This is a genomic window from Rahnella sp. BIGb0236 (genome assembly GCF_004364755.1).
Classification (GTDB): domain Bacteria; phylum Pseudomonadota; class Gammaproteobacteria; order Enterobacterales; family Enterobacteriaceae; genus Rahnella; species Rahnella victoriana.
The window spans coordinates 379,177-401,723 of the sequence record NZ_SOAO01000001.1 but is presented as its reverse complement, the minus strand read 5'-3'; the positions used below and the strand labels follow the sequence as shown (position 1 = coordinate 401,723).

Sequence of the window (22,547 nt, the reverse complement as noted above, 5' to 3'; positions counted from 1 at the left end):
CCATTTTTTGTATTTTTATGTCAAAGAGAAATCCAGTCAAAGAGCGAATTTCATCCCTGGCCGCCGGAAGGCGGCATTAAAGGAAAATGCCCATGAGCAAAGCTATTGATTCACTTGAAAAGATACTTCTTCCTTTTGCTGTCAGAATAGGCAAACAACCTCATATTAATGCCATCAAAAATGGCTTTATTAAATTAATGCCGCTGACCCTTGCGGGCGCCATGTTCGTTTTAATTAATAACGTATTCCTGAACTTTGGTGCCGGTTCTTTCTTTTATTCCTTAGGCGTGCGTTTAGACCCGTCAACCATCGAAACCCTCGCGGGTTTAAAAACCATCGGCATCAATGTTTATAACGGTACGCTGGGGATTATGTCGCTGATGGCACCGTTCTTTATCGGCATGGCATTAGCGGAAGAACGTAAAGTCGATTCGCTTTCCGCCGGTTTATTAGCCGTGGCGGCCTTTATGACCGTGACACCCTACAGCGTCGGTGAAGCTTATGCGGTTGGCGCAAACTGGCTGGGCGGAGCGAATATTATTTCCGGTATGGTCATCGGTCTGGTGGTCGCGGAGATGTTCACCTTTGTTATCCGCCGGAACTGGGTAATTACCTTGCCCGCCAGCGTGCCTTCTTCTGTTTCCCGTTCCTTCTCGGCATTAATTCCCGGCTTTATTATTCTGTTTATCTTCGGGGTTATTTCCTGGTTACTCGGATTATATGGCCACAACTTCCACCAGATTATTATGGATTCTATTTCCAAACCTCTGGCGGCCATGGGCAGCGTCGTCGGCTGGGCGTATGTGATTTTCAACTCCCTGCTGTGGTTCTTCGGTGTGCACGGTTCTCTGGCGCTGACGGCGCTCGATAACGGCATCATGACGCCGTGGGCGCTGGAAAATATCGCGCTGTATACCGAATACGGTTCAGTCAGTGCAGCGATTGATGCGGGGAAAACCTTCCACTTCTGGGCCAAACCGATGCTGGATTCCTACATCCTGCTGGGCGGTTCCGGTGCGACCCTCGGGCTTATCATCGCCATCTTTATCGCCTCACGCCGTGCCGATCACCGTCAGGTGGCGAAGCTGGCACTGCCGTCTGGCATCTTCCAGATTAACGAACCGATCCTGTTTGGTCTGCCGATTATCATGAACCCGGTGATGTTTATCCCGTTTGTGCTGGTTCAGCCGATTCTGGCGGCGATCACCCTGGCGGCTTACAGCATGGGCATCATCCCGCCGGTCACCAACCTGGCACCCTGGACCATGCCGACCGGCCTCGGTGCGTTCTTTAACAGTAACGGCAGTATTGCGGCACTGCTGGTCGCGTTGTTCAACCTCGGCATCGCCACGCTGGTCTATATGCCATTCGTCATCTTGTCTAACAAGGCGCAGGCGATTATTGAGGAAGAAGAAAGCGAAGAAGATATTGCGGCTGCACTGAAATTCTAATCTGAAATCCGCTGTGGGAAGGGCGAACCTTCCCACGCTGAGCGGCTCATCATGGAGAGATAAAGATGTTTGATTTAGAGAACATTGTTGCGACGGAAGAAGAACTGCAGGGGCTGGAAGAAGTGGTGATGGGGTTAATCATTAACTCCGGCGAAGCCCGCAGCCTGGCGTATGTCGCGCTGAAAAAAGCCAAAGAGGGCGATTTTGAGCAGGCGCGCGCGGTGATGGCGCAGTCCAAAATGGCGCTGAACGAGGCGCATCTGATCCAGACTCAGCTGATCGAAGGCGACGCAGGCGAAGGGAAAACCAAAGTCAGTCTGGTGCTGGTGCACGCGCAGGATCATCTGATGACGTCGATGCTGGCCCGTGAACTGATAGCGGAACTCATTGAGCTTCATGAAAAAATAAAATAACGTAGGAAGCCATGATGCAGCCACCGGTACTGAGTATGGAAATTAAGACAGCGCGCGAAAATCAACTCTTCGACGGTCAGAATTTCCATATGTTTATCTACAACAAGGTAGAGAGCATTTCGGGACTGCATGAACATGATTACTACGAATTTACTGTCGTACTGACGGGCCGGTATTACCAGAGCGTGAACGGTAAACGGGTATTGCTTGAACGCGGCGATTTTGTGTTTATTCCGTTAGGGTCAAACCATCAAAGTTTTTATGAGTTTGGTCCGACGCGCATATTAAATGTCGGGATCAGCAAAGCGTTTTTCGAACAGCATTATTTATCGTTACTGCCTTCACGGTTTGTGGCGTCGCAGGTTTATCAGGTCAAAACGGAATTCCTGACTTATATCGAGTCGGTGATTGCCTCGCTTAATTTCCGCAACGGGGAATTTAATGAGTTTCTGGAAGTGGTGACGTTTTATATTGTGAACCGTCTGCGTCATCACCGCGAAACAGAAGTGACCACTGATATTCCGGGCTGGCTTAAAACCACCGTGGAGAAGATGCACGATAAGGCGCAGTTTGGTGATAAAGCCTTGTCGAATATGGTGGCGCTTTCCGGTAAATCGCAGGAATATCTGACCCGCGCCACACAACGTCATTACGGCAAAACACCGATGCAAATCATCAATGAAATTCGCATTGATTTTGCCCGCAAACAGCTGGAGATCACCAATTACTCGGTCACGGATATTGCGTTTGATTCCGGATACAGCAGCCCGAGTATGTTTATTAAAAACTTTAAGAAGCTGACTTCTTTTACCCCGAATCATTACCGGAAGAAGTTGTGCAGCATTAATTAACCCGATTTATTCAATTATCTGTTTTTAATTTACAGTGCATTATTATTGCACGGGAGTTCCTATGTCTCAGAAACTGAAAGTCGTTACTATTGGTGGCGGAAGCAGCTACACCCCGGAATTACTTGAAGGCTTTATTAAGCGTTATAACGAATTACCCATCACGGAATTATGGCTGGTGGATGTTGAAGCCGGGAAAGAGAAACAGGACATCATTTTCAATCTTTGCCAGCGCATGGTGGAACGTGCGGGCGTGCCGATTGTGATGCATAAAACGCTGGATCGCCGTGAAGCACTGGCCGGTGCCGATTTTGTCACCACCCAGTTGCGTGTCGGTCAGCTGAAAGCGCGTGAACTGGACGAACGTATTCCGCTCAGCCACGGTTATCTCGGGCAGGAAACCAACGGCGCAGGCGGTCTGTTCAAGGGGCTGCGGACGATCCCGGTGATCTTTGACATCATCAAAGACGTCGAAGAAATCTGCCCGGACGCCTGGGTGATTAACTTCACCAACCCGGCAGGAATGGTGACGGAAGCAGTGTTCCGCCACACCAAATTCAAGAAATTCATCGGCGTGTGCAATATTCCTGTCGGCATGAAAATGTTTATTCAGGATGTGCTGAAACTGACGCCGCAGGACGACTTGTCCATCGACCTGTTTGGTCTGAACCACATGGTCTTCATCAAAGATGTGCTGGTCAACGGTGAATCGCGCTTTGCTGAGCTGCTCGACGGCGTTGCGTCCGGCACCCTGACCGCCGGTTCGGTGAAAAATATCTTTGATCTGCCGTTCAGCGAAGGCCTGATCCGCTCCCTGAATCTGCTGCCGTGCTCCTATCTGCTGTACTACTTTAAGCAGAAAGAGATGCTGGCGATTGAAATGGGTGAGTTCTATAAAGGCGGCGCGCGTGCCACCGTGGTACAGAAAGTCGAAAAACAGCTGTTCGATCTGTATAAAAACCCTGATCTGAACGTCAAACCGAAAGAGCTGGAACTGCGCGGCGGGGCGTATTATTCCGACGCGGCCTGCGAAGTGATCAGCGCGATTTATAACGACAAACAAACCGAGCAGTACGTCAACTTCCCGCACAACGGCCATATTGATAACATTCCGGCGGACTGGGCGGTGGAAATGACCTGTACCATCGGACGCGACGGCGCGAAACCGCATCCGCGCATCACGCATTTTGACGAAAAAGTGCTGGGCCTGATTTACACCATCAAAGGCTTCGAAGTCGCCGCCAGCGAGGCGGCACTGAGCGGCAAGCTGAATGACGTGCTGCTGGCCATGAACCTCAGCCCGCTGATCCATTCCGATAAAGATGCTGAAATTCTGGCGCGTGAAATGCTGCTGGCGCATGAAAAGTTGCTGCCGAATTTTGCAGAAACCATCGCCACACTGAAATAACCTGATGGCCTTCCCGGTGACGGGAAGGTTTTCACAGGGAGGCTTATGGATAAATTACTGATCGTGAACGCCGATGATTTCGGGCTGTGCAAGGCGCAGAACTACGGGATTATCGAGGCGTTTAACCACGGTGTCGTGACTTCCACCACCGCGATGGTCAACATGGCCGCCGTGGAGCACGCGGCGCTGCTCAGCGCGGCGGCGCCTGAACTGGCGGTGGGCATGCATTTTGTGCTGACGCTCGGTCGTCCGCTGTCGCCGATGCCGGGACTGGTCCGGGACGGTGAACTGGGCAAATGGATCTGGGAAATGGCGGAGCAGGGCACGCTGCCGCTGGATGAAATCGCCCGGGAGCTGCAATGCCAGTTTGACCGTTTCGTGGCGGTGTTTGGTCGCCCGCCGACGCATCTCGACAGCCATCATCACGTACATATGTTCCCGCAGATTTTCCCCATCGTCGAAGCGTTCGCGAAACAGAAAGGCATCCCGGTGCGTATCGATCGCGATGAAGTTCGCAGGGGCGAAATCACGCTGTGCGGCGCGAAAAGCACCGAGGGTTTTGACAGCACATTTTATGGCGAGGCGATTTCAGAGCAACTGTTTCTGCACACCCTCGACCACGCCACGCAGCGCGGTGACCGGACGCTTGAAATCATGACCCATCCGGCGTTTATCGATAACACCCTGCTGGCGAGCAAATACTGCTATCCGCGACTGGCGGAACTGGATGTCCTGACCTCGGCTTCGCTTAAAACGGCGATAGCTGAACGGGGTTTCCGGCTGGGATCGTTTCAGGATTTATAAGTGCCCTAACGTGTGACGGTCTATGCTGCCAATAAAAACAGCGCCGGAATGGCGCTGTTTTGCGTTAACTCGCGTAAACAGGGGGAGAATTTACGACGGTTTCTTTTTCGCTTTAGGCTTCGCCGCCGCCACAACCTTCACGGCTTTGGCCGCAGGGGCTGGCTCTTTGGCACTGGTGGCCTCGATGAATTTATCGTAATACTCACGGGACAACCTGCGGATCGCGCTACCGATGTTGGCATAGTCATATTCATTGAGGTTAGCCAGCGACACGCGCCATGACGGATGCGGTGTACCAAACCCTTTGCCCGGCAGCAGAATAACGCCGGTTTCCTGCGCCAGACGGAACAGCGCCTGATTCGGTTTTATTCTTGGCAGCATCCACTTCACGAAGTCGGCACCGTACATCTGGGTCGACAGTTCTTCCATGTCCAGCAGATGGTAGTAGCGTACCGAGTTGTTATCCACGGGCATCGGCAATCCGAGTTCGCGGTACAACGCCTCTTTGCGGCGCAGCACGATGCGCTTCATTTCAGCTTTGTAGGCACCCGGTTCATCCATCAGGCAGAAGAGGGAGAACAGCGTCATCTGCGCCTGCACCGGCGTGGAAAGCCCGGCGGTATGGTTCAGCGCCACGGTACGGCTGTCGGCGACCAGACGGTCAATAAACTTCAGTTTGCGCGGTTCGGTCGTAATCGATGCGTAACGATGGTCCAGCTGTTTTTTCTTGGCTGCAGGCAACGTAGAGATAATTTCATCAATAATATTGTCTTCATGCGTCGCCACCACGCCCATACGCCAGCCCGTTGCACCAAAGTATTTGGAGAACGAATACACCAGAATGGTGTTGTACGGACAGATGGCAAACAGCGACACGAAGTTGTCGGCAAACGTGGCGTAAACGTCATCGGTAAGGATGATCAGATCCGGGCGTTTTTTCACGATTTCTGCAATATAACGCAGGCTCTCGTCATCAATTTTCACCGACGGCGGGTTGCTCGGGTTCACCAGGAAGAACGCTTTCACCTTCGGATCCAGCAGCTTGTCCAGTTCGGCCTTGGTGTACTGCCATTTATTGGATTGCGGCGCATCGATGTGAATGGTCTTCAGGTTGTAATCGCTGAGCTCAGGGATTTCGATATACGGCGTGAAGATCGGCATCCCGAGGGCAATGGTGTCGCCTTCATTGATGACGTGGTTGGCTTTCAGGCTGGCGAACAGATAGGTCATGGCCGCTGTGCCGCCTTCCAGCGCATACATATCGAACTTGCCGACGAACGGATAGTTACCGACCATTTCATTGTGGATGTACTTACCGACAATGACTTCGGTCATCTTCAGCATGCGGTCCGGTACCGGATAGTTACAGCCTAAAATGGCTTCACACATCTCGTAGATGAAATCGCCCGCATCAAGCCCCATCTGGTCGCGTACGTAGGAAACGGCGGCTTCGATAAAGCGCACGCCGGGGACCGTTTCGTGCTGTTTGGCAAATAATTCGAATCTTGCCTCAATGCCTTCGCGTTTCGGGAAGCCGCCGACATGATCCATATACATGTACGAGCGTTCGGCTTCGGTCATCGCGAATAAGCCAAACTGAAAAAAGCCGTGGCGTGGGGTGGTTGCAAGGAAATTGGGATTACCGCGGCCAGCATTCAACATCAACTGATTACTTTGGGCAGCCTGATGCATCAGTGCATCTTTCAGTTCAAACGGGCTTAACAGCGCAAGCTTTTCGGGGTCGTCAAAATTCATGTCACTACTCCTTGCTGTATCATTAAGAATGCAATTTGCCCGCCCGGTTTGCCCGGGACCGGCGATTCACAGGACAGTACTTCGCTATACAAATGCCACGACCAGCGGCCCCAGCAAGGTTAAAAATACGTTGGCCAGTGCATAGGTGATGGCAAACGGAACGGTGGGAATGGTGTTCTCGGCTTTATCCAGCACTTCACCAAATGCCGGGTTGGCGCTGCGTGTCCCGCTGAGCGCACCGGCAAAAATCGCGGTGTTGTTGTAGCGCAGCACATAGCGACCAAACAGCATGGTCAGCACTAACGGCAGGATGGTGACGACGACGCCGATGATCAGGATTTTCAGCCCCTGACTTTCGACGGTTTGCACCGCCTGCAGCCCGGAGGAAATACCGACGACCACCACAAACGCCGCCAGACCTAAGTCTTTCAGGATCTGCACTGCGCCGGATGGCATGTAGCCGAAGGACTGACGACGGGAACGGAACCAGCCAAACAGCAGGCCGGATAACAACGCACCGCCGCCGCTGCCCAGAGTCAGCGGAATGGAGCCGATTTTTGCGGTAAGCATGCCGACCAGTAAGCCGACGACCAGACCCGCGCCCATATACACAAAGTCTGTTTTTGCGCTCGGGACAATGGCGTGACCGGCTTTATCCACGACGCGTTTTACATCATTTTCAGCACCAAACACCGTGACCACGTCTCCCAGCATGATCAGGGTTTCCGCTTCCAGTGGCAGCGCTTTGCCCTGACGGGAAATCTGCGACACGTAAACACCGTGACGCACATCTTTCGCCATAGCCTCACGGATATCACCAAAGGTGCGTTTGTCGAGCGCCTTATTGGTGATGACCACTTCCCGTTTCTGCATGGTGAGTTCCATGCCTTCTTCGTCCTGCAACTCTTTGCCCAGATGCCCGGAAATCGCGACGATGGCAGAGCGACGTCCCACCACCAGCACGATATCGTCGGCCTGCAACGGCATATCCGGCGTGGGTTCCATGATTTGCTTGCCGCGTTTCACACGCTCAATAGTGACCGGGATATCGGTAGATTGTTCAAGGGTTTGTATGGTGTCTGCGGTAGTGGACGGCAGTTTAAAAATACGACCCACCAGATCAGGTGCCGCCGCTTCCTGACCCACTCCATAAACGCGAACCCCGGTTTGCAGGGCATTTTCTGCCTTCAGCGCATCTTCTTTGATCGTGCGGCCCATGAATTTCGGCAGCAGGTTCACACACACCAGGATCGCGCCGAACGACCCGAATACATAAGTCACGGCATAACCAATGGCGACGTTGCCTTGCAAACGGGTGACCTCAGCAGGTGCCAGCCCGAGTTTGGCAATGGCATCACCCGCAGTACCGATGATGGCGGATTGTGTCAGCGCACCAGCGGCAACGCCTGCGGCCAGACCTTTGTCCAGATCAAACCATTTCGCTAGCACCACCACGGTGAGCAAACCGGTGATGGCCAGCACTGCCGCCAGAATGATCTCTTTGATGGATTGTTTGCCTAAAGAACGGAAGAAATCCGGTCCGCTCTCATAACCTACGGCGTAGATAAACAGGGCGAACATCACTGATTTCACCCCGTTATCGATTTCGACGCCGACCTGACTGACTAATACCGCCACCAGCAGCGAGCCCGCGACGCCACCCAGCTGAAACTTACCAAACTTGATTTTGCCAATGTAATAGCCCGCCGCGATTGAGAAGAACAACGCTATCTCGGGGGATTTTTGGAACAATTCGTGTAACCAGTTCATGTGCGTACCTCAGTTACAGGGATGAAAAAATGAACGACTAAAGAGGCTGAAGTGAACTGGCCAGCCCGACAATTAACGGCCCCATCAGGGGCAGAACAACGTTGGAAATCGCGTAAGTAATGGTGTAACCCAGCAACGGTGTAGAATTTCCACACGCATTCTGTATGGCGCTCAGTGCGGGCGTGCTGCACTGTTGTCCGGCAATCGCACCCAGTAACACCGGCGCGCGGAGCTTAAGCCAAAAATGACCGACGACCAGCGAGACAGACGCCGGAATAATCGCGATAGCCACGCCGAGCAGGGGCAGCGTGATGCCATATTGCATGATGAGGGAGAGCGCCTGCGGGCCGGATGACAGCCCGACACCGGCGATAAATCCGGCCAGCCCGAGGTCTTTGAGCAACGTCAGGGCATCGGCATTGACCGAATGCAAATCAGCGCGGCGGGCGTGATACCAGCCCATCACCAGTCCGACGATCAGCACACCGCCGCCGGTCCCTGCGGAGAAATCAATGCCGCCAATGTTCAGCTTGAAGCTGCCCAGCCAGGTGCCGAGTGCAATCACCAGACCGACGATGGCCAGATTACTGGCCAGCTTATCGGGCATCATTTTGCCGATTTTGCTCAGAGCCGGCGCCGCAATCGGGGCACGGCCAGGGTTGGCATCATAAATTTGCAGCACGTCATGAACTTGCAGCCGGGTGGCGGGGAGCGCCGGTAACATGGCGTCTCCGCGCAGAACGGCAGCCACATGTACCCCGGTGGGCAATTCCAGTTCGCGCAGTTCACGGTTGGACATCGCGGGTTCGAGCACGATGACATGGTAAGTGTCGAGTGCGGCGGCGATGTTGGTATCGGCGACTTCGGTGCCTAAAATGGCCGCCATTTCAATGACCGTTCCGCGATATCCCACCAGCAGAACCTGATCGCCTCTGCGGAGCCGTAGGGAAGGAGAGAGCGTCAGCGTGCGGCCATGACGCTGAACGCGCACGATGCTGCTTTCCTGCCCCAGCCGTTGCTGGAGTTCTGCGACAGTGTGACCCGCTCCTGCATCAAGCCGGTAGACGCGCCCCACCACGGTAGGTACGGCGGAGATGCCTTCTGTATCGACCTGTCCGCCCATTTCTACCCACAATTTTTCAGCGTCCACGCGCAGATTGGTGCGTAAAAGCAGCGGGAAAATCTGGCTGGTAACGATAACAATGGTGATCAGACCGCAGATATAGGTGATGGAGTAGGCAGTGACCACGTTGCCTTGCAGACGAATAATCTCGCTGGCAGGAAGGTCAAGGCGCGAAATCGCATCGGTTGCGGTACCGACGACCGCAGATTCCGTCGCTGCGCCGGCCATCATGCCCGCTGCCGTGCCCGGGTCCAGATGCATAACGACGGTGGCGGTTAAAACCAGACCGAGCACCACCACCACCTCAATCAGACAAAACAGGCCTAACTGGATATTTTTGGCATTCAGGTTGGCAAAGAATTGCGGACCGCCGCTGTAACCCAGCGCAAAGATGAACAGCATGAAAAATACGTTTTTGATGTCAGTATCGACGGGGATATTGAGCTGACCAATGACTAATGCGGCAATCAATGTTCCGCACACGCCGCCGAGCTGGATCGGCCCCAGACGAATTTGACCAATGGCATAACCCAATGTTAATGCCAGAAAAATCGCCAGGCCGGGCACGGTTTGTAACGTCTGTGTGATGAAACTGATCAGGTTGCCAGACATTGAAAATCCCTGGGTGATGAGTTGATCCAGACTGAAGAAGGCGGTTGAACCTTCCGGTGAAAAAATTGTTAATGAAATGTATTTTCGTTGCCTTAACGAAATATAGCAGAGGTCTGAGTAATAGAAAGAAAGTCGTTAAATCAAATCAGAAGGATGAAATAGGGTTAACTAATGAGAGGGACTTTGAGGGAATTTGCAGTAATTTTTAAAACGCCCGACGTCATATCGGGCGCTAATTTTTAGTCAGTCACTCAGGATCAGAACGAGAAACACGAACACCCTAATGCGCCCCAGAAGGCATTGTCATCGGACACCGGGACATCGGAGCCGCGGGCAATATCATGGCTGTGTTTGTGCACGCCACACGGGCCGACGCACTGATGTCCCTGACGCACTAACCCGACGCGGGCGGCACCCTGTGGCGGCGCGGAGCGGTAATGCCCCGGCACGGTGGTGACCGGCGACCAGTCCGGCAGCACCGGAATAGCAGGCGGTGCCAGCGGCGAGAAACTGCCTGCGGCGTAGACCACTTTGCCATCCACCACGGTCATTACCGATTCGATACCCTTGATCCGTTCTTCCTGCACGCTGAAGAAATCTTCGGACAACACCGCCAGATCCGCCAGTTGGCCGGCTTTGATCTGCCCCTTTTTGCCCTGCTCGCTGGAGAACCAGGAACTGCCCTGCGTCCACAACATCAGCGCCGTTTCGCGGTCGATACGGGCATCATCATCGTACATTGCCATACCGCCGACAGTACGGCCGGAAACCAGCCAGTACAGCGCGGTCCACGGGTTGTAACTGGCGACGCGGGTGGCATCCGTACCCAGACCGACCGGCACACCGGCGGACAACATTTTTGCCACCGGCGGCGTATGTTTGGTGGCTTCGATGCCGTAGCGGTCAGCAAAATATTCCCCCTGAAACGCCATGCGATGCTGCACCGCGATACCGCCGCCCAGCGCTTTCACGCGCTCGATATTGCGTTCGGTGATGGTTTCCGCATGGTCAAAGAACCAGTGCAACCCGTTGAACGGAATATCCTGATTCACTTTCTCAAAGACATCCAGCATGCGGCTGATCGACTCGTCATAGGTGGCATGCAGGCGGAACGGCCAGCGGTGTTCCACCAGATGTCGCACCACGCGCTCGAGTTCGACTTCCGTTCCCGGCGGTAAATCCGGACGCGGTTGCAGGAAGTCTTCAAAGTCAGCGGCAGAAAACACCAGCATTTCGCCTGCGCCGTTGTGACGATAAAAATCGGTGCCCTGACCGGGTTTCAGCATGTCGGTCCACAGTTCGAAATCTTCCAGTTCATGCTGCGGACGCTGGGTAAACAGGTTGTAGGCGATACGCACGGTAAGCTGATTTTTCTGATGAAGTTCATCGATGATCTGATAATCCTCAGGATAGTTCTGGAAGCCGCCGCCCGCGTCGATGGCGCTGGTCAGGCCGAGACGGTTCAGTTCGCGCATAAACTGGCGGGTGGAGTTCACCTGCTGTTCCAGCGGCAGTTTCGGGCCTTTCGCCAGCGTGGAGTAGAGAATCATCGCGTTAGGTTTGGCGATCAGCATGCCGGTCGGATTGCCGTTGCTGTCGCGCTGAATTTCACCGCCCGGCGGATTCGGCGTGTCTTTGGTGTAACCGACCACTTTCAGCGCCGCGCGGTTGAGCAGGGCACGATCGTATAAGTGCAGGATAAATACCGGCGTGTCCGGCGCGGCCTGATTAATTTCATCCAGCGTCGGCATACGGCGTTCGGCAAACTGAAACTCTGTCCAGCCCCCCACCACGCGCACCCACTGCGGGCTTGGCGTGCGCAGCGCCTGTTCTTTCAGCATCCGTAAGGCATCGGCCAGCGAAGGGACGCCTTCCCAGCGCAGTTCCAGATTGTAATTCAGACCGCCACGGATCAGGTGCAGGTGCGAGTCGTTCAGGCCGGGAATGGCCGTATGACCCTGTAAATCCACCACCTGCGTCTGCGCATCGGCAAACTGCATCACTTCATTTTCAGTACCGACTGCCAGAAATTTGCCGTCTTTGATGGCGACGGCATTGGCCAGTGGTTTTTCTCTGTCAACGGTATGAAATTTACCGTTAAGCAGGATCAGGGAAGCAAAACTTGTCATCGGAAAAGCTCCTGTTATTGCGCTGAAACGCGCGTAAGCCATGAATGGAAAACTCGTGTAACGACCGGCATCCAGAGGAAAACCACCAGCCCGACCACGGAGGCGTCATTGAGTAAATGACCGCCTTCGGTGCCTCTGAGCTGTGGCAAAATCTGCCCCCAAAACCAGGGCACAATATGGGTAGAGGGATAAATGACGCCCAATGTCAGCAGATACTGTTTCCAGCGGGCTGGCGGACGGACACTGGCATTGGGCGGGGTGAACCAGAATTCGGCACCGGGGCGCACTTCGGTGTTGTCGTTTTGCAGCAGCAGCGGGCTGACTTCCGCCACCAGCTGTTTGCGCAGGTCCGAGTTATGCCAGGCGTTAAGATTTTCCAGCGTGTCGAAACGCACCAGAATGGTATAGGGATCGCCGCTGCGGCTCGGGCGGATGACGTTGACGCCGAGATGTCCCGGAAACGTACCGGCCTGCGGCATAATTTTATTCAGCCAGGCTTCGTACTCCGCCTCGCTCGCAGGCGCAATTTTATGCGTAATCACAAGCGTGACATGTTGATTGTGGGTCTGGGACGCGGACATACATCACCTCAGCTGATTTAAAAGAAAGATTTATCGAATCAATGAAATGATGTTAGTCGGCGGGTTGAATCAATGATAGGTGAGAATTTTGGCGTTCTTGTTAAGATTTTTTGTTAATCACTCGCCGCCCACGACGCGCAGGCTGCGCTGCTTCAATACGCGGTGCAGATTCGACTCCAGCCAGTCTGCCAGCCCGGCGACCTGATCTTTCACTTCGATGCCCAGCGGCGTCAGGCAGTATTCCACATGCGGTGGCACAACCGGATAAGAACGGCGGTCAATAAACCCGTCTTCTTCCAGTGACTGTAACGTCTGCGCCAGCATCTTTTCACTGACGCCGCCGACCTTACGGCGTAACTCACTGAAACGCAGGGTATCGTCACTGAGGGCGATCAGGATCAGCAAACCCCAGCGGCTGGTGATATGGCGCAGGATCTCACGCGACGGGCAGTTGGGATCCAGCACTTCGCCGCGACGGATTTGCTCGGAAAGCGGTAAACGTCCGGTGGAGGATTCAGCGGGAATTATTTTCATACTAACCTTTTGGTGCGTACTTACGAAAAGTAAGTATATCGCATAGGATGTGTTCACGGCGACGCATTTTGCGCCATTCTGAACATAAACTTTGTATGACAATAAACGTTGTGTTGAACACTTTTGGAGAAATCATATGATCGCCATTACCGGTGCTACCGGCCAGTTAGGCCGCCTTGTTATTGCCGCACTTCTGAAAAAAGTGCCTGCTCATCAGATTATTGCGGCGGTGCGTAATCCGCAAAAAGCGCAGGATTTGGCCGATCTGGGGGTGGATGTGCGTCAGGCCGATTACAGCCAGCCTGCGACGCTGGAAGCCGCCTTCAACGGCGTGGAGAAACTGCTGCTGATTTCTTCCAGTGAAGTGGGGCAGCGTGAAGCGCAGCACAACGCGGTCATTGCGGCGGCGAAACGTGCAGGCGTAACACTTCTGGCGTACACCAGCCTGCTGCATGCAGATAAAAGTCCGCTGGGTCTGGGTGTTGAACACCGCGCGACGGAAAAAGCGTTAAGTGAATCCGGCATTCCTTTTGTGCTGCTGCGTAACGGCTGGTACACCGAAAACTATGCGGCGAGCATCGCGCCTGCCCTGGCGCATAACGCCTTTATCGGTGCGGTCGGCGAAGGGAAAATCTCTTCCGCCGCGCGTCAGGATTACGCTGAGGCAGCCGCGGCGGTGCTGACACAACAAAATCAGGCCGGGAAAATTTACGAGCTGGCGGGTGACGAGGCTTATACGCTGACGGAGTTCACGGCGGAAATCGCACGTCAGTCAGGTAAGAAAGTGGATTACATCAATCTGCCGGAAGCGGAGTTCGCTAAAGCGTTGCTCGGTGCCGGTTTACCGGAAGGGCTGGCGACTATGCTGGCGGATTCTGATGCGGGTGCAGAGAAGGGCGGTCTGTTTGATGATGCTCATACATTGAGCAAACTGATTGGTCGCCCGACCACGCCGTTCAAAGACGTGATTGCCGCGACGCTGAAATCGCTTTAACCGCAAGGGGATTGCGCTCCGGCCTGTTAACAACGTGTTTAACAGGCCGGTAACCTATTTAAATCACATCATCCTGCGTGGAAAGCAACACCAGTTCCAGCAAGTTACGGCAACCCTGCTGATTACTGACATTGGTGTCCTGTTCAAGCTGTCTTACCAGACCTTCAATAATGGCCTTATTGCTCACCGGATAACGGCTGTGTAAAAGCCCTGAGACAAGGGTCCCGAGGATTTCAACTTCACTTAGCGTGGGCGTCTCACGGACTTTGAGATAATCACTGATTTCTGTAACTGTTTGTTCTGCTTCGAGTTGCATGTAGACCTCCTTAAACTGTTCAGCGGTTTTTTTTACCGGCTGAAAAGTGCCTATTGCCAGTCAGAAAAGAGAGTATTGTGAAGTTTTTCTTCACAATGTCCGCCCCGGACTCATCAGATCGTTTCGCGATAAAACCTGAAAACGCCAGCCATGAAAAAAACCTTTGGAAGAAGGGAAATCTACTTTCCTTCCAAAGGTCAGGCTGAATATGCCCGTAAAAGACGGACTAATGATGAAGCAGGGGTCACAGAAAGTTATACAAAGATTGCGAGTATGTACAGGTATGGCAACGAAAAATCTGCATTTCTGTTGCTAGCAATAAGGTGTATAGCACAAAATGTTCATTCTGCGAGCTTCTGATACATTCACGTCATGATTTAGTTCCGCCGGTAATGGTTGCGGAAAGGGCGTTAACGTTCTGTACAAGACCGATCCTGTACGGCAGAATAAGCGCCCTTTTTTTGCGTAAACCGGTGCGGATAAGGAGTCTGGCAGTGAAAATCAATGTCATAGGAACCAGCGGGAGCGGGAAATCGACGCTGGCGCGGGCGATTTCTCAGCAGCTGAACATTCCTTATATCGAACTGGACGCGTTGTTCTGGCAACCGGACTGGCAGGGGACGCCGGATGATCAATTTTTTGCCCGTCTGGAAGCGCGGCTGGCGGGCAGTGACGGCTGGGTGATTGACGGCAATTACAAACGCACGCAGGCCGTGAAATGGCGCGACATCGACATGATCGTGTGGGTGGATTATTCCTTCGGACGCACGCTGTATCAGGCGGTGAAACGTGCCGCGACGCGGGCGTGGGGGAAACAAGAGATCTGGGCGGGCACCGGAAACCGGGAGACGTTTCGGAAAAGTTTTTTCAGCCGGGAGTCGATCATCCTGTGGACGCTGAAGACATATACGAAGAACCGCTGCCAGTATCAGGCATTGCTTAACGATCCCGCCTGGCAGCATGTGCGTTTTATCCGTCTGCGATCACCCCAGCAGACTCAACTTTTTCTCCGTGACCTGACCCAGCTGTAACACCATCCACGGGCTGAAGGCCCACGGCGTAGCGCGAACGCTGCTCAGCAGGTCATCCGGTTTTACCCACTGATAATCCATCACTTCTGTGTCGCGTGGCGCAGGCGTCTGGCGGCTGAAAGCGGCAAAAATCGGGCAAAACTCATTCTCGACAATCCCCGACGCATCGGTCGCGCGGTACTGGAATTCGCCAATAAGCGACGTGATCTTTTCTACCGACAGGCCGATTTCATACTGACAGCGGCGGTAGACGGCAGATTGCAGGGATTCGCCGGGCAGCGGATGACCGCACACGGAGTTGGTCCACACGCCCGGCCAGGCGACTTTGCTCAGGGCGCGGCGTGTGAGCAGGATCTCGCCGCGATCGTTATGGATATAGCAGGAAAATGCCAGATGCAAGGGCGTTTGTGCAGTGTGCACCAGCGCTTTGTCCATGGTACCCGCCGGTTGATTTTTAACATCAAGCAACACGACTTCTTCAATCATAAAAACTCCCGTTAGTCCTCCGTCATTGATTTCAACAGACGCACCAGATGCTGTTGATCGTCAGGAGAAAGTCTTGCCAAAAACTCAGTATCCACCTGCTGCCCGACCGGCTGGGTTTTCGCCACCACGGCTTTACCCTCCGGCGTCAGCGTAATAAAACGGCGGCGTTTATCCGCCGGGTCCGCCTCACGGTTCAACAGCCCGCGCGCTTCCAGACGCGACAGCATTTCTGCCAGCGTCGCTTTGCTGCTGACGGCGACATCCGTGAGTTGTACCTGTTCAATGCCCGGGTTTTCAGCAATTGAGCGCAACACCGCATATTGCGGCTTCGTCAGATCCGGGATGCATTGCTGCCATCGCGCGGTGTGTTGCTGGAATACCTTACGCATTAAGTGAAAGGCTTCCTGTCTCAATTGTGTGCTCATCATCATTTCCCGATTTTCTTATTGGTCTGCCTCTATCTTAGCAATCTCTGAAGCGCGAAGGCGACAAGCCATTGCGGGGTTTTCAAAAGGAGTATAAGGTAAAAGTCATTCGTATACGAACAAACTAAATGAACTGGGAAGGAGAATCGAGATGGCTTTTGATGATCTGCGCAGCTTTATGCGCGCACTGGATGAAAACGGACAACTGCTGAAAATTACCGAACAGGTGAAGGCAGAGCCGGATCTGGCCGCGGCGGCGAACGCCACCGGCCGTATCGGCGAGGGCGCCCCCGCGCTGTATTTCGATAATGTGGAAGGATTTACTGATGCCCGCATTGCGCTTAATACACTGGGTTCGTGGCCCAACCACGCCATTGCAATGGGGCTGCCGCCTTCCACATCGACCAACGAACAGATTGCCGAATATATCCGCCGCTGGGATACCTTTCCGGTGAAACCGGAGCGTCGCGAAAATCCGGGTTGGGCGGAAAATACGGTCGATGGCGAAGACATCAACCTGTTCGACATCCTGCCATTGTTCCGGCTGAACGACGGTGACGGCGGTTTTTATCTCGATAAAGCCTGCGTGGTGTCGCGCGATCCGACCGATCCTGACAGTTTCGATAAGCAGAACGTCGGCATTTACCGCATGGAAGTGAAGGGTAAACGTAAGCTCGGGCTGCAACCGGTGCCAATGCACGACATTGCGCTGCACTTACATAAAGCGGAAGAACGCGGCGAAGATTTGCCGATTGTCATTACGCTCGGCAACGATCCGATCATTACGCTGATGGGCGCAACGCCGCTGAAATATGACCAGTCGGAATATGAAATGGCGGGCGCGCTGCGTCAGGCACCATACCCGATTGCCACTGCGCCGCTGACCGGATTCGACGTGCCGTGGGGCTCAGAAGTGATCCTCGAAGGGGTGATTGAAGGGCGTAAACGTGAAATCGAAGGGCCGTTCGGCGAATTCACCGGACACTATTCCGGTGGCCGTAACATGACGGTGGTGCGCATCGATAAAGTCTCGTACCGCACGAAACCCATCTTTGAATCCCTGTATCTCGGGATGCCGTGGACAGAAATCGATTATCTGATGGGACCGGCCACCTGCGTGCCGCTGTATCAGCAACTGAAGGCGGAATTCCCGGAAGTGCAAGCGGTGAACGCGATGTATACCCACGGCCTGCTGGCGATCATTTCCACTAAAAAACGTTACGGTGGCTTTGCCCGCGCTGTCGGCTTACGGGCCATGACCACGCCGCACGGTCTGGGCTACGTGAAGATGGTGATTATGGTGGATGAGGACGTGGATCCGTTCAATCTGCCGCAGGTGATGTGGGCGCTTTCCGCCAAGGTCAATCCGGCGGGCGACCTGGTCCAGCTGCCGAATATGTCCGTGCTGGAACTGGATCCCGGTTCATCCCCGGCGGGCATCACCGATAAACTGATCATTGACGCCACCACGCCGGTCGCGCCGGATAACCGCGGTCACTACAGCCAGCCGGTACGCGATCTACCGGAAACCAAAGACTGGATCGTGAAACTGAATACCCTGCTGGCAGATCGCAAGATCTGAGCATTCACCGATTGCATTAAGGAGTGATTATGATTTGTCCACGTTGTGCCGATGAGCATATCGAACTGATGGCCGTGTCCCCGGTAAAAGGCGTCTGGACTGTGCATCAGTGCCAGCGTTGTTTATACACCTGGCGTTCCACTGAACCTTTGCGACGCACCAGGCGGGAACATTACCCGGAAGCATTCCGCATGACCCAGGCCGATATTGATAATGCGCCGATGGTACCGTCGATTCCGCTATTACTTAATGATTTATAAGATTTTCTCCTCCCCGCGTGACGTGAAGGGAGATGATCTGGCGGTTTTGTCCTGGACCTCCCCTGCGAAGGAGGCGGGGAGGAGGTTTAACAGACCACACCCACCCTGCGTACACGCTGACTTTTGTTTTTCACCTTAATACCCCACCCCAACCCTCCCCTTCGCAGGGGAGGGCGCGTTTAATTCCCCTCCCCATGTTACCGGTATCACATTAATCAAAAATCATAAGAAATTTATAACATCTCGCAATTGTGACTGCCTTTTAACCATTCTATAACAAGTCCTCGGGCCACGGACGGACTGACTTTTTTGTGTTTAACCCTACAAAAGGCAGGACGAAAAATGACTGCGAAATTATCCGTAAAAGAAAAAATCAGTTACGGTCTGGGTGATATGGCGAGCCATATTGGCCTGGACAATGTGATTATATTTTTGACGTTTTATTACACCGATGTTGTGGGATTACCGGCAGTTTTTGTCGGGACAATGTTTCTTGTTGCACGTGTCGCGGACGCGATTGTTGACCCGGCGATGGGGCTGATCGCTGACCGCACGCAAACGCGGTTTGGTAAATTCCGGCCGTATATTCTCTGGCTTGCATTGCCATTCGGCGCAAGCTGTCTGCTGGTTTACGCGGTGCCGGAATCCCTGACGCCCGGCGGGAAAATGGTGTACGCCAGCGTCACGTATTGCGTGATGATGCTGATGTATACCGCCATCAACATTCCTTATTGCTCGATGGGCGCGATCATCACGCCGGATAATTCACAGCGTATTTCCCTGCAATCCTATCGCTTTTTCCTCGCGACATTGGGCGGCGCGATGTCCACGTTCCTGATGATGCCGCTGGCGGAAATGATGGGCGGCGGAAATAAGCTCGACGGCTATTTTGGCGCGATGGCGATCATGGCGTCGATTGCGGTGGTGATGTTCCTGCTGTGTTTCTTCAACACCAAAGAACGTATCAGCGCGCCGCCGACGCACGAGAATTTCCTCTCCGATCTGCGCGATTTAGTGCGCAACGATCAGTGGCGCGTCGTCGCGGCTCTGATCTTCTTCAACATCTCGTTTGGTGTCGTGCGCCTCGGCGCGATGATGTATTACGTCACCTATTATCTTGGTAACGCCAGTTACTTTATGTGGCTGCTGGCGGCGCACATTATCGGTAAAAGCCTCGGCAGTTTGCTGGTCAAACCGCTGACCCGCAACCGCAGCAAGCTGGCGGCGTTCACGCTTTGCGCCATCTTAACCGGTGCGCTGAGCGCAGCGATCTTCTTTGTCCCGGCATGGATTTCCCTGCTGGTCGGCATGACATTGCTGGTCTCTACTTTCTATCAGGTCACCACCACGCTGATGTGGGTGATGATGTCCGACGTGGTGGATTACGGCGAATACAAACAGGGCAAGCGTATGGACGGCACGGTGTTCTCGACCTTGCTGGCGATCCTCAAAATGGGGATGGCGGTGAGCGGGGCGGTGGTCGGCTGGACGCTGGGCATGAGCGGTTATGTGCCGCATGCCGCACAGCAAAATACTGCCGCGATGATGTCAATTATCGCGCTGTTCTCGCTGGTGCCGGGTGTGTTGTCGATGTGCAGCGCGCTGTCGATGCGCTGGTACAAACTGAACGATGCCACCATGGAACAGATCAACCAGTCCAAAATTTCTCAGGATCATGAGCCTGTCCCTCAGGCCACTTTGCATACACAGGAGTCCGCATGAGCGAATTAATCGCCGAAAAAAACCGTATCCTCTGGCATTTCGATCAGCAAACGCTGGTGATCGAACCCTGGGGTGAGCACAGCCTGCGCGTGCGTGCTACCTGCCGACCTGAGCTCAATGATCATCTGTGGGCGCTGCTGCCTGCGGGCGATCAACCGCAGAGCGACATCAGCCGCGGCACCGAAACGCTGAGTATCCGCAACGGCAACATTACGGCGACGGTGAATATCAAAGGGCAGCTGGCGTTTTATAACCAGCGCGGTGAGCTGATCCTCGAGGAGTTCTGGCGTCAGCGTTCGACGGTCGGTATCGGCGCGACCGAGAAGAGTCAGGATAAATACATCAGTGCGCTGAAAATGGATGCCCGCGAATTTAAAGCCATTCCCGGCGGTAAACATCAGCTGACGGTGCGGTTTGAATCGCGGCCGGATGAGAAAATCTATGGCATGGGGCAGTACCAGCAAAGCTGTCTGGATCTGAAAGGCTGCACGCTGGAACTGGCGCAGCGTAACTCACAGGCCAGCGTGCCCTTTATGCTTTCAAGCCTCGGTTACGGCATGTTGTGGAACAATCCGGCCATTGGCGAGGCGACCTTCGGCAAGAACATCACCCGCTGGGAAGCGCAGGTCACGGAGCAGATGGATTACTGGATCACCGCCGGAGACACCCCAGCAGACATCATGCATCAGTATGGCCGTGCGACCGGCACCGCGCCGCAAATGCCGGAATACGCCACCGGTTTCTGGCAATGCAAACTCCGTTACCGCACGCAGCAGGAAGTGCTCGAGGTCGCGCGCGAATATAAACGCCGCAATCTGCCGATATCGGTCATTGTCATTGACTTCTTCCACTGGCCGAATCAGGGGACATGGTGTTTTGATCCGGTGGACTGGCCGGATCCGAAAGCCATGGTGGCAGAGCTGAAATCCCTCGGCATCGAAACCATGGTGTCGGTCTGGCCGACGGTAGACAGCCGCACTGACAATTATAAAGAGATGAAATCCAAAGGTTATCTGGTGAATACCGACCGTGGTGTGTCGGTGAATCTGGATTTCCTTGGCAACTGCACCTTCTTTGATGCCACACATCCCGGCGCGCGTCAGTTTGTCTGGGAGAAAGTGAAGCAAAATTATTACGATCTGGGTATCCGTACCTTCTGGCTTGACGAAGCGGAACCGGAATACCGCGCCTATGATTTTGATAATTATCGCTATCACCTCGGGCCGGTGCTGGAAGTCGGCAACATTTATCCGCAGAAATTTGCGCAAGGTTTTTACGACGGTTTACAGCAGGAAGGCGAAAACGAGATCGTGAATCTGGTGCGCTGCGCCTGGGCGGGAAGCCAGCGATATGGTGTGCTGGCCTGGTCGGGCGACATTCACTCTTCCTTCCACGCCCTGCGCAATCAGATTGCTGCGGGTCTGAACATGGGACTGGCGGGCATTCCGTGGTGGACGACGGACATCGGCGGGTTCCAGGGCGGCAATGTTAACGATCCGGCGTTTCAGGAGTTGCTGATCCGCTGGTTCCAGTGGGGCGTATTCTGTCCGGTCATGCGGTTACACGGCTACCGTGAGCCACAGATCCAGCCGCCGGAACCGTGGCGCGATGGCATCGCCCAGTGCAACAGCGGCGCACCGAATGAAGTCTGGAGTTATGGCGAAGAAAATTACCAACTGATGAAAAGCGGATTATTCCTGCGCGAAAAACTGCGTCCGTACATCAGCCGCGTCATGCAGGAAGCCCACGAAAAGGGCGATCCGGCCATGCGCACCCTGTTCTATCAATACCCGCAACAGCCGGAAAGCTGGCAGGTGGAAGATCAGTACCTGCTCGGCGCAGATATTCTGGTCGCGCCGGTGCTGCATGCGGGTCAGCGCGAGCGGAAAGTGTGGCTACCGGCAGGAGAAACCTGGGTGGCACTGAATGGCGAACGGTATGAAGGCGGAAGGGCGATTACAGTCGCCGCGCCGATGAGTGAAATCCCGGTGTTTGTGCGGGAAGGGGCAGACGTGAAAGGAGAACTTGGTATTTGACTCCCTTCTGAGGTTTCGCTTTTAGCTCCTCCCCTGCGAAGGGGGCTAATCGGGTAGGTTGGTTCTGCTCCTCCCCCTGCGAAGGGGGAGGCGGGGAGGGGGTTTAGCAGACAACACCCATACCCAAGCCCGCGCACACTTCAGCACTCACTTTTGACCTTAATACCCCACCCCAACCCTCCCCTTCGCAGGGGAGGGAGTTAACCCAATCTCCCAGTTTCCAGCCTGTCACTGTGGTTGCTGGAACATAGCCTGCGAGCGGAGCGC

20 protein-coding genes are annotated in these 22,547 nt (G+C 54.2%); 11 read left to right on the top strand and 9 right to left on the bottom strand.

Annotation, left to right across the window (positions count from 1 at the left end; all coding sequences use genetic code 11):
* Nucleotides 1–92: 92 nt before the first annotated feature.
* The 5 genes from chbC to chbG all read left to right on the top strand — a co-directional run bounded on the left by chbC (nt 93) and on the right by chbG (nt 4,924).
* Complete coding sequence (gene chbC, locus EDF78_RS01720; RefSeq protein WP_095925346.1) at nt 93–1,451, top strand: PTS N,N'-diacetylchitobiose transporter subunit IIC; 1,359 nt, start codon at nt 93–95, stop codon at nt 1,449–1,451.
* A 65-nt stretch (nt 1,452–1,516) separates the two neighbouring features.
* Nucleotides 1,517–1,864, top strand: a complete 348-nt coding sequence (gene chbA, locus EDF78_RS01715; RefSeq protein WP_095925345.1) for a PTS N,N'-diacetylchitobiose transporter subunit IIA — start codon at nt 1,517–1,519, stop codon at nt 1,862–1,864.
* Nucleotides 1,865–1,875: 11 nt separating this feature from the next.
* Entirely contained in the window at nt 1,876–2,715 is an 840-nt protein-coding gene (gene chbR / locus EDF78_RS01710; protein ID WP_095925344.1) for a transcriptional regulator ChbR, read from the top strand.
* A gap of 61 nt (nt 2,716–2,776) precedes the next feature.
* Nucleotides 2,777–4,120 (top strand): 6-phospho-beta-glucosidase, encoded by a 1,344-nt coding sequence (locus EDF78_RS01705; protein WP_095925343.1) that lies wholly within the window; start codon nt 2,777–2,779, stop codon nt 4,118–4,120.
* Nucleotides 4,121–4,165: 45 nt separating this feature from the next.
* Nucleotides 4,166–4,924 (top strand): chitin disaccharide deacetylase, encoded by a 759-nt coding sequence (gene chbG / locus EDF78_RS01700; RefSeq protein WP_133822370.1) that lies wholly within the window; start codon nt 4,166–4,168, stop codon nt 4,922–4,924.
* Between the two features lie 90 nt (nt 4,925–5,014).
* On the opposite strand, the gene EDF78_RS01695 is transcribed toward chbG, so the two are convergent.
* The 6 genes from EDF78_RS01695 to EDF78_RS01670 form a co-directional block, all read right to left on the bottom strand.
* A complete protein-coding gene (locus EDF78_RS01695) occupies nt 5,015–6,679 on the bottom strand; it encodes a bifunctional aspartate transaminase/aspartate 4-decarboxylase (RefSeq protein WP_095925341.1) in 1,665 nt (554 codons plus the stop codon).
* 84 nt (nt 6,680–6,763) lie between these two features.
* Nucleotides 6,764–8,449 (bottom strand): aspartate-alanine antiporter, encoded by a 1,686-nt coding sequence (gene aspT, locus EDF78_RS01690; RefSeq protein WP_095925340.1) that lies wholly within the window; start codon nt 8,447–8,449, stop codon nt 6,764–6,766.
* 37 nt (nt 8,450–8,486) lie between these two features.
* Complete coding sequence (aspT, locus tag EDF78_RS01685; RefSeq protein ID WP_095925339.1) at nt 8,487–10,184, bottom strand: aspartate-alanine antiporter; 1,698 nt, start codon at nt 10,182–10,184, stop codon at nt 8,487–8,489.
* A 257-nt stretch (nt 10,185–10,441) separates the two neighbouring features.
* A complete protein-coding gene (locus EDF78_RS01680) occupies nt 10,442–12,313 on the bottom strand; it encodes an amidohydrolase (RefSeq protein ID WP_131693921.1) in 1,872 nt (623 codons plus the stop codon).
* A gap of 14 nt (nt 12,314–12,327) precedes the next feature.
* Entirely contained in the window at nt 12,328–12,894 is a 567-nt protein-coding gene (locus EDF78_RS01675; RefSeq protein WP_095925337.1) for an antibiotic biosynthesis monooxygenase, read from the bottom strand.
* Nucleotides 12,895–13,011: 117 nt separating this feature from the next.
* Nucleotides 13,012–13,428, bottom strand: coding sequence for a helix-turn-helix domain-containing protein (locus EDF78_RS01670; RefSeq protein ID WP_095925336.1), 417 nt, complete (start codon nt 13,426–13,428; stop codon nt 13,012–13,014).
* A 136-nt stretch (nt 13,429–13,564) separates the two neighbouring features.
* On the opposite strand from EDF78_RS01670, the gene EDF78_RS01665 reads away from it, so the two are divergent.
* Nucleotides 13,565–14,422, top strand: a complete 858-nt coding sequence (locus EDF78_RS01665; protein WP_133822369.1) for an SDR family oxidoreductase — start codon at nt 13,565–13,567, stop codon at nt 14,420–14,422.
* A gap of 58 nt (nt 14,423–14,480) precedes the next feature.
* On the opposite strand, the gene EDF78_RS01660 is transcribed toward EDF78_RS01665, so the two are convergent.
* The gene (locus EDF78_RS01660) at nt 14,481–14,738 is read right to left on the bottom strand and encodes a biofilm/acid-resistance regulator YmgB/AriR (RefSeq protein WP_095925334.1); all 258 of its coding nucleotides are present in this window, start codon (nt 14,736–14,738) and stop codon (nt 14,481–14,483) included.
* 494 nt (nt 14,739–15,232) lie between these two features.
* Between EDF78_RS01660 and EDF78_RS01655 the strand changes: the two genes are divergently transcribed.
* Nucleotides 15,233–15,769, top strand: coding sequence for an AAA family ATPase (locus EDF78_RS01655; RefSeq protein ID WP_095925333.1), 537 nt, complete (start codon nt 15,233–15,235; stop codon nt 15,767–15,769).
* On the opposite strand, the gene idi is transcribed toward EDF78_RS01655, so the two are convergent.
* Together idi and EDF78_RS01645 are read right to left on the bottom strand one after the other, a co-directional pair.
* A complete protein-coding gene (idi, locus tag EDF78_RS01650; RefSeq protein ID WP_131693924.1) occupies nt 15,722–16,255 on the bottom strand; it encodes an isopentenyl-diphosphate Delta-isomerase in 534 nt (177 codons plus the stop codon). The two genes, EDF78_RS01655 and idi, sit on opposite strands and share 48 nt — an antisense overlap.
* Before the next feature lie 11 nt (nt 16,256–16,266).
* A complete protein-coding gene (locus tag EDF78_RS01645; RefSeq protein WP_095925829.1) occupies nt 16,267–16,680 on the bottom strand; it encodes a MarR family transcriptional regulator in 414 nt (137 codons plus the stop codon).
* A gap of 151 nt (nt 16,681–16,831) precedes the next feature.
* On the opposite strand from EDF78_RS01645, the gene EDF78_RS01640 reads away from it, so the two are divergent.
* From EDF78_RS01640 to EDF78_RS01625, 4 genes are all read left to right on the top strand, one after another.
* Entirely contained in the window at nt 16,832–18,262 is a 1,431-nt protein-coding gene (locus EDF78_RS01640) for a non-oxidative hydroxyarylic acid decarboxylases subunit C (RefSeq protein ID WP_095925331.1), read from the top strand.
* A gap of 29 nt (nt 18,263–18,291) precedes the next feature.
* Nucleotides 18,292–18,522 carry a non-oxidative hydroxyarylic acid decarboxylases subunit D gene (locus tag EDF78_RS01635; RefSeq protein WP_133822368.1) on the top strand — a complete coding sequence of 77 codons (231 nt, stop codon included), beginning with the start codon at nt 18,292–18,294 and terminating at the stop codon, nt 18,520–18,522.
* Nucleotides 18,523–18,864: 342 nt separating this feature from the next.
* The gene (locus tag EDF78_RS01630) at nt 18,865–20,244 is read left to right on the top strand and encodes a glycoside-pentoside-hexuronide (GPH):cation symporter (RefSeq protein WP_133822367.1); all 1,380 of its coding nucleotides are present in this window, start codon (nt 18,865–18,867) and stop codon (nt 20,242–20,244) included.
* Nucleotides 20,241–22,280 (top strand): glycoside hydrolase family 31 protein, encoded by a 2,040-nt coding sequence (locus EDF78_RS01625; RefSeq protein WP_095925328.1) that lies wholly within the window; start codon nt 20,241–20,243, stop codon nt 22,278–22,280. Before EDF78_RS01630 ends, EDF78_RS01625 begins: the two co-directional genes overlap by 4 nt.
* Nucleotides 22,281–22,547: the final 267 nt, after the last annotated feature.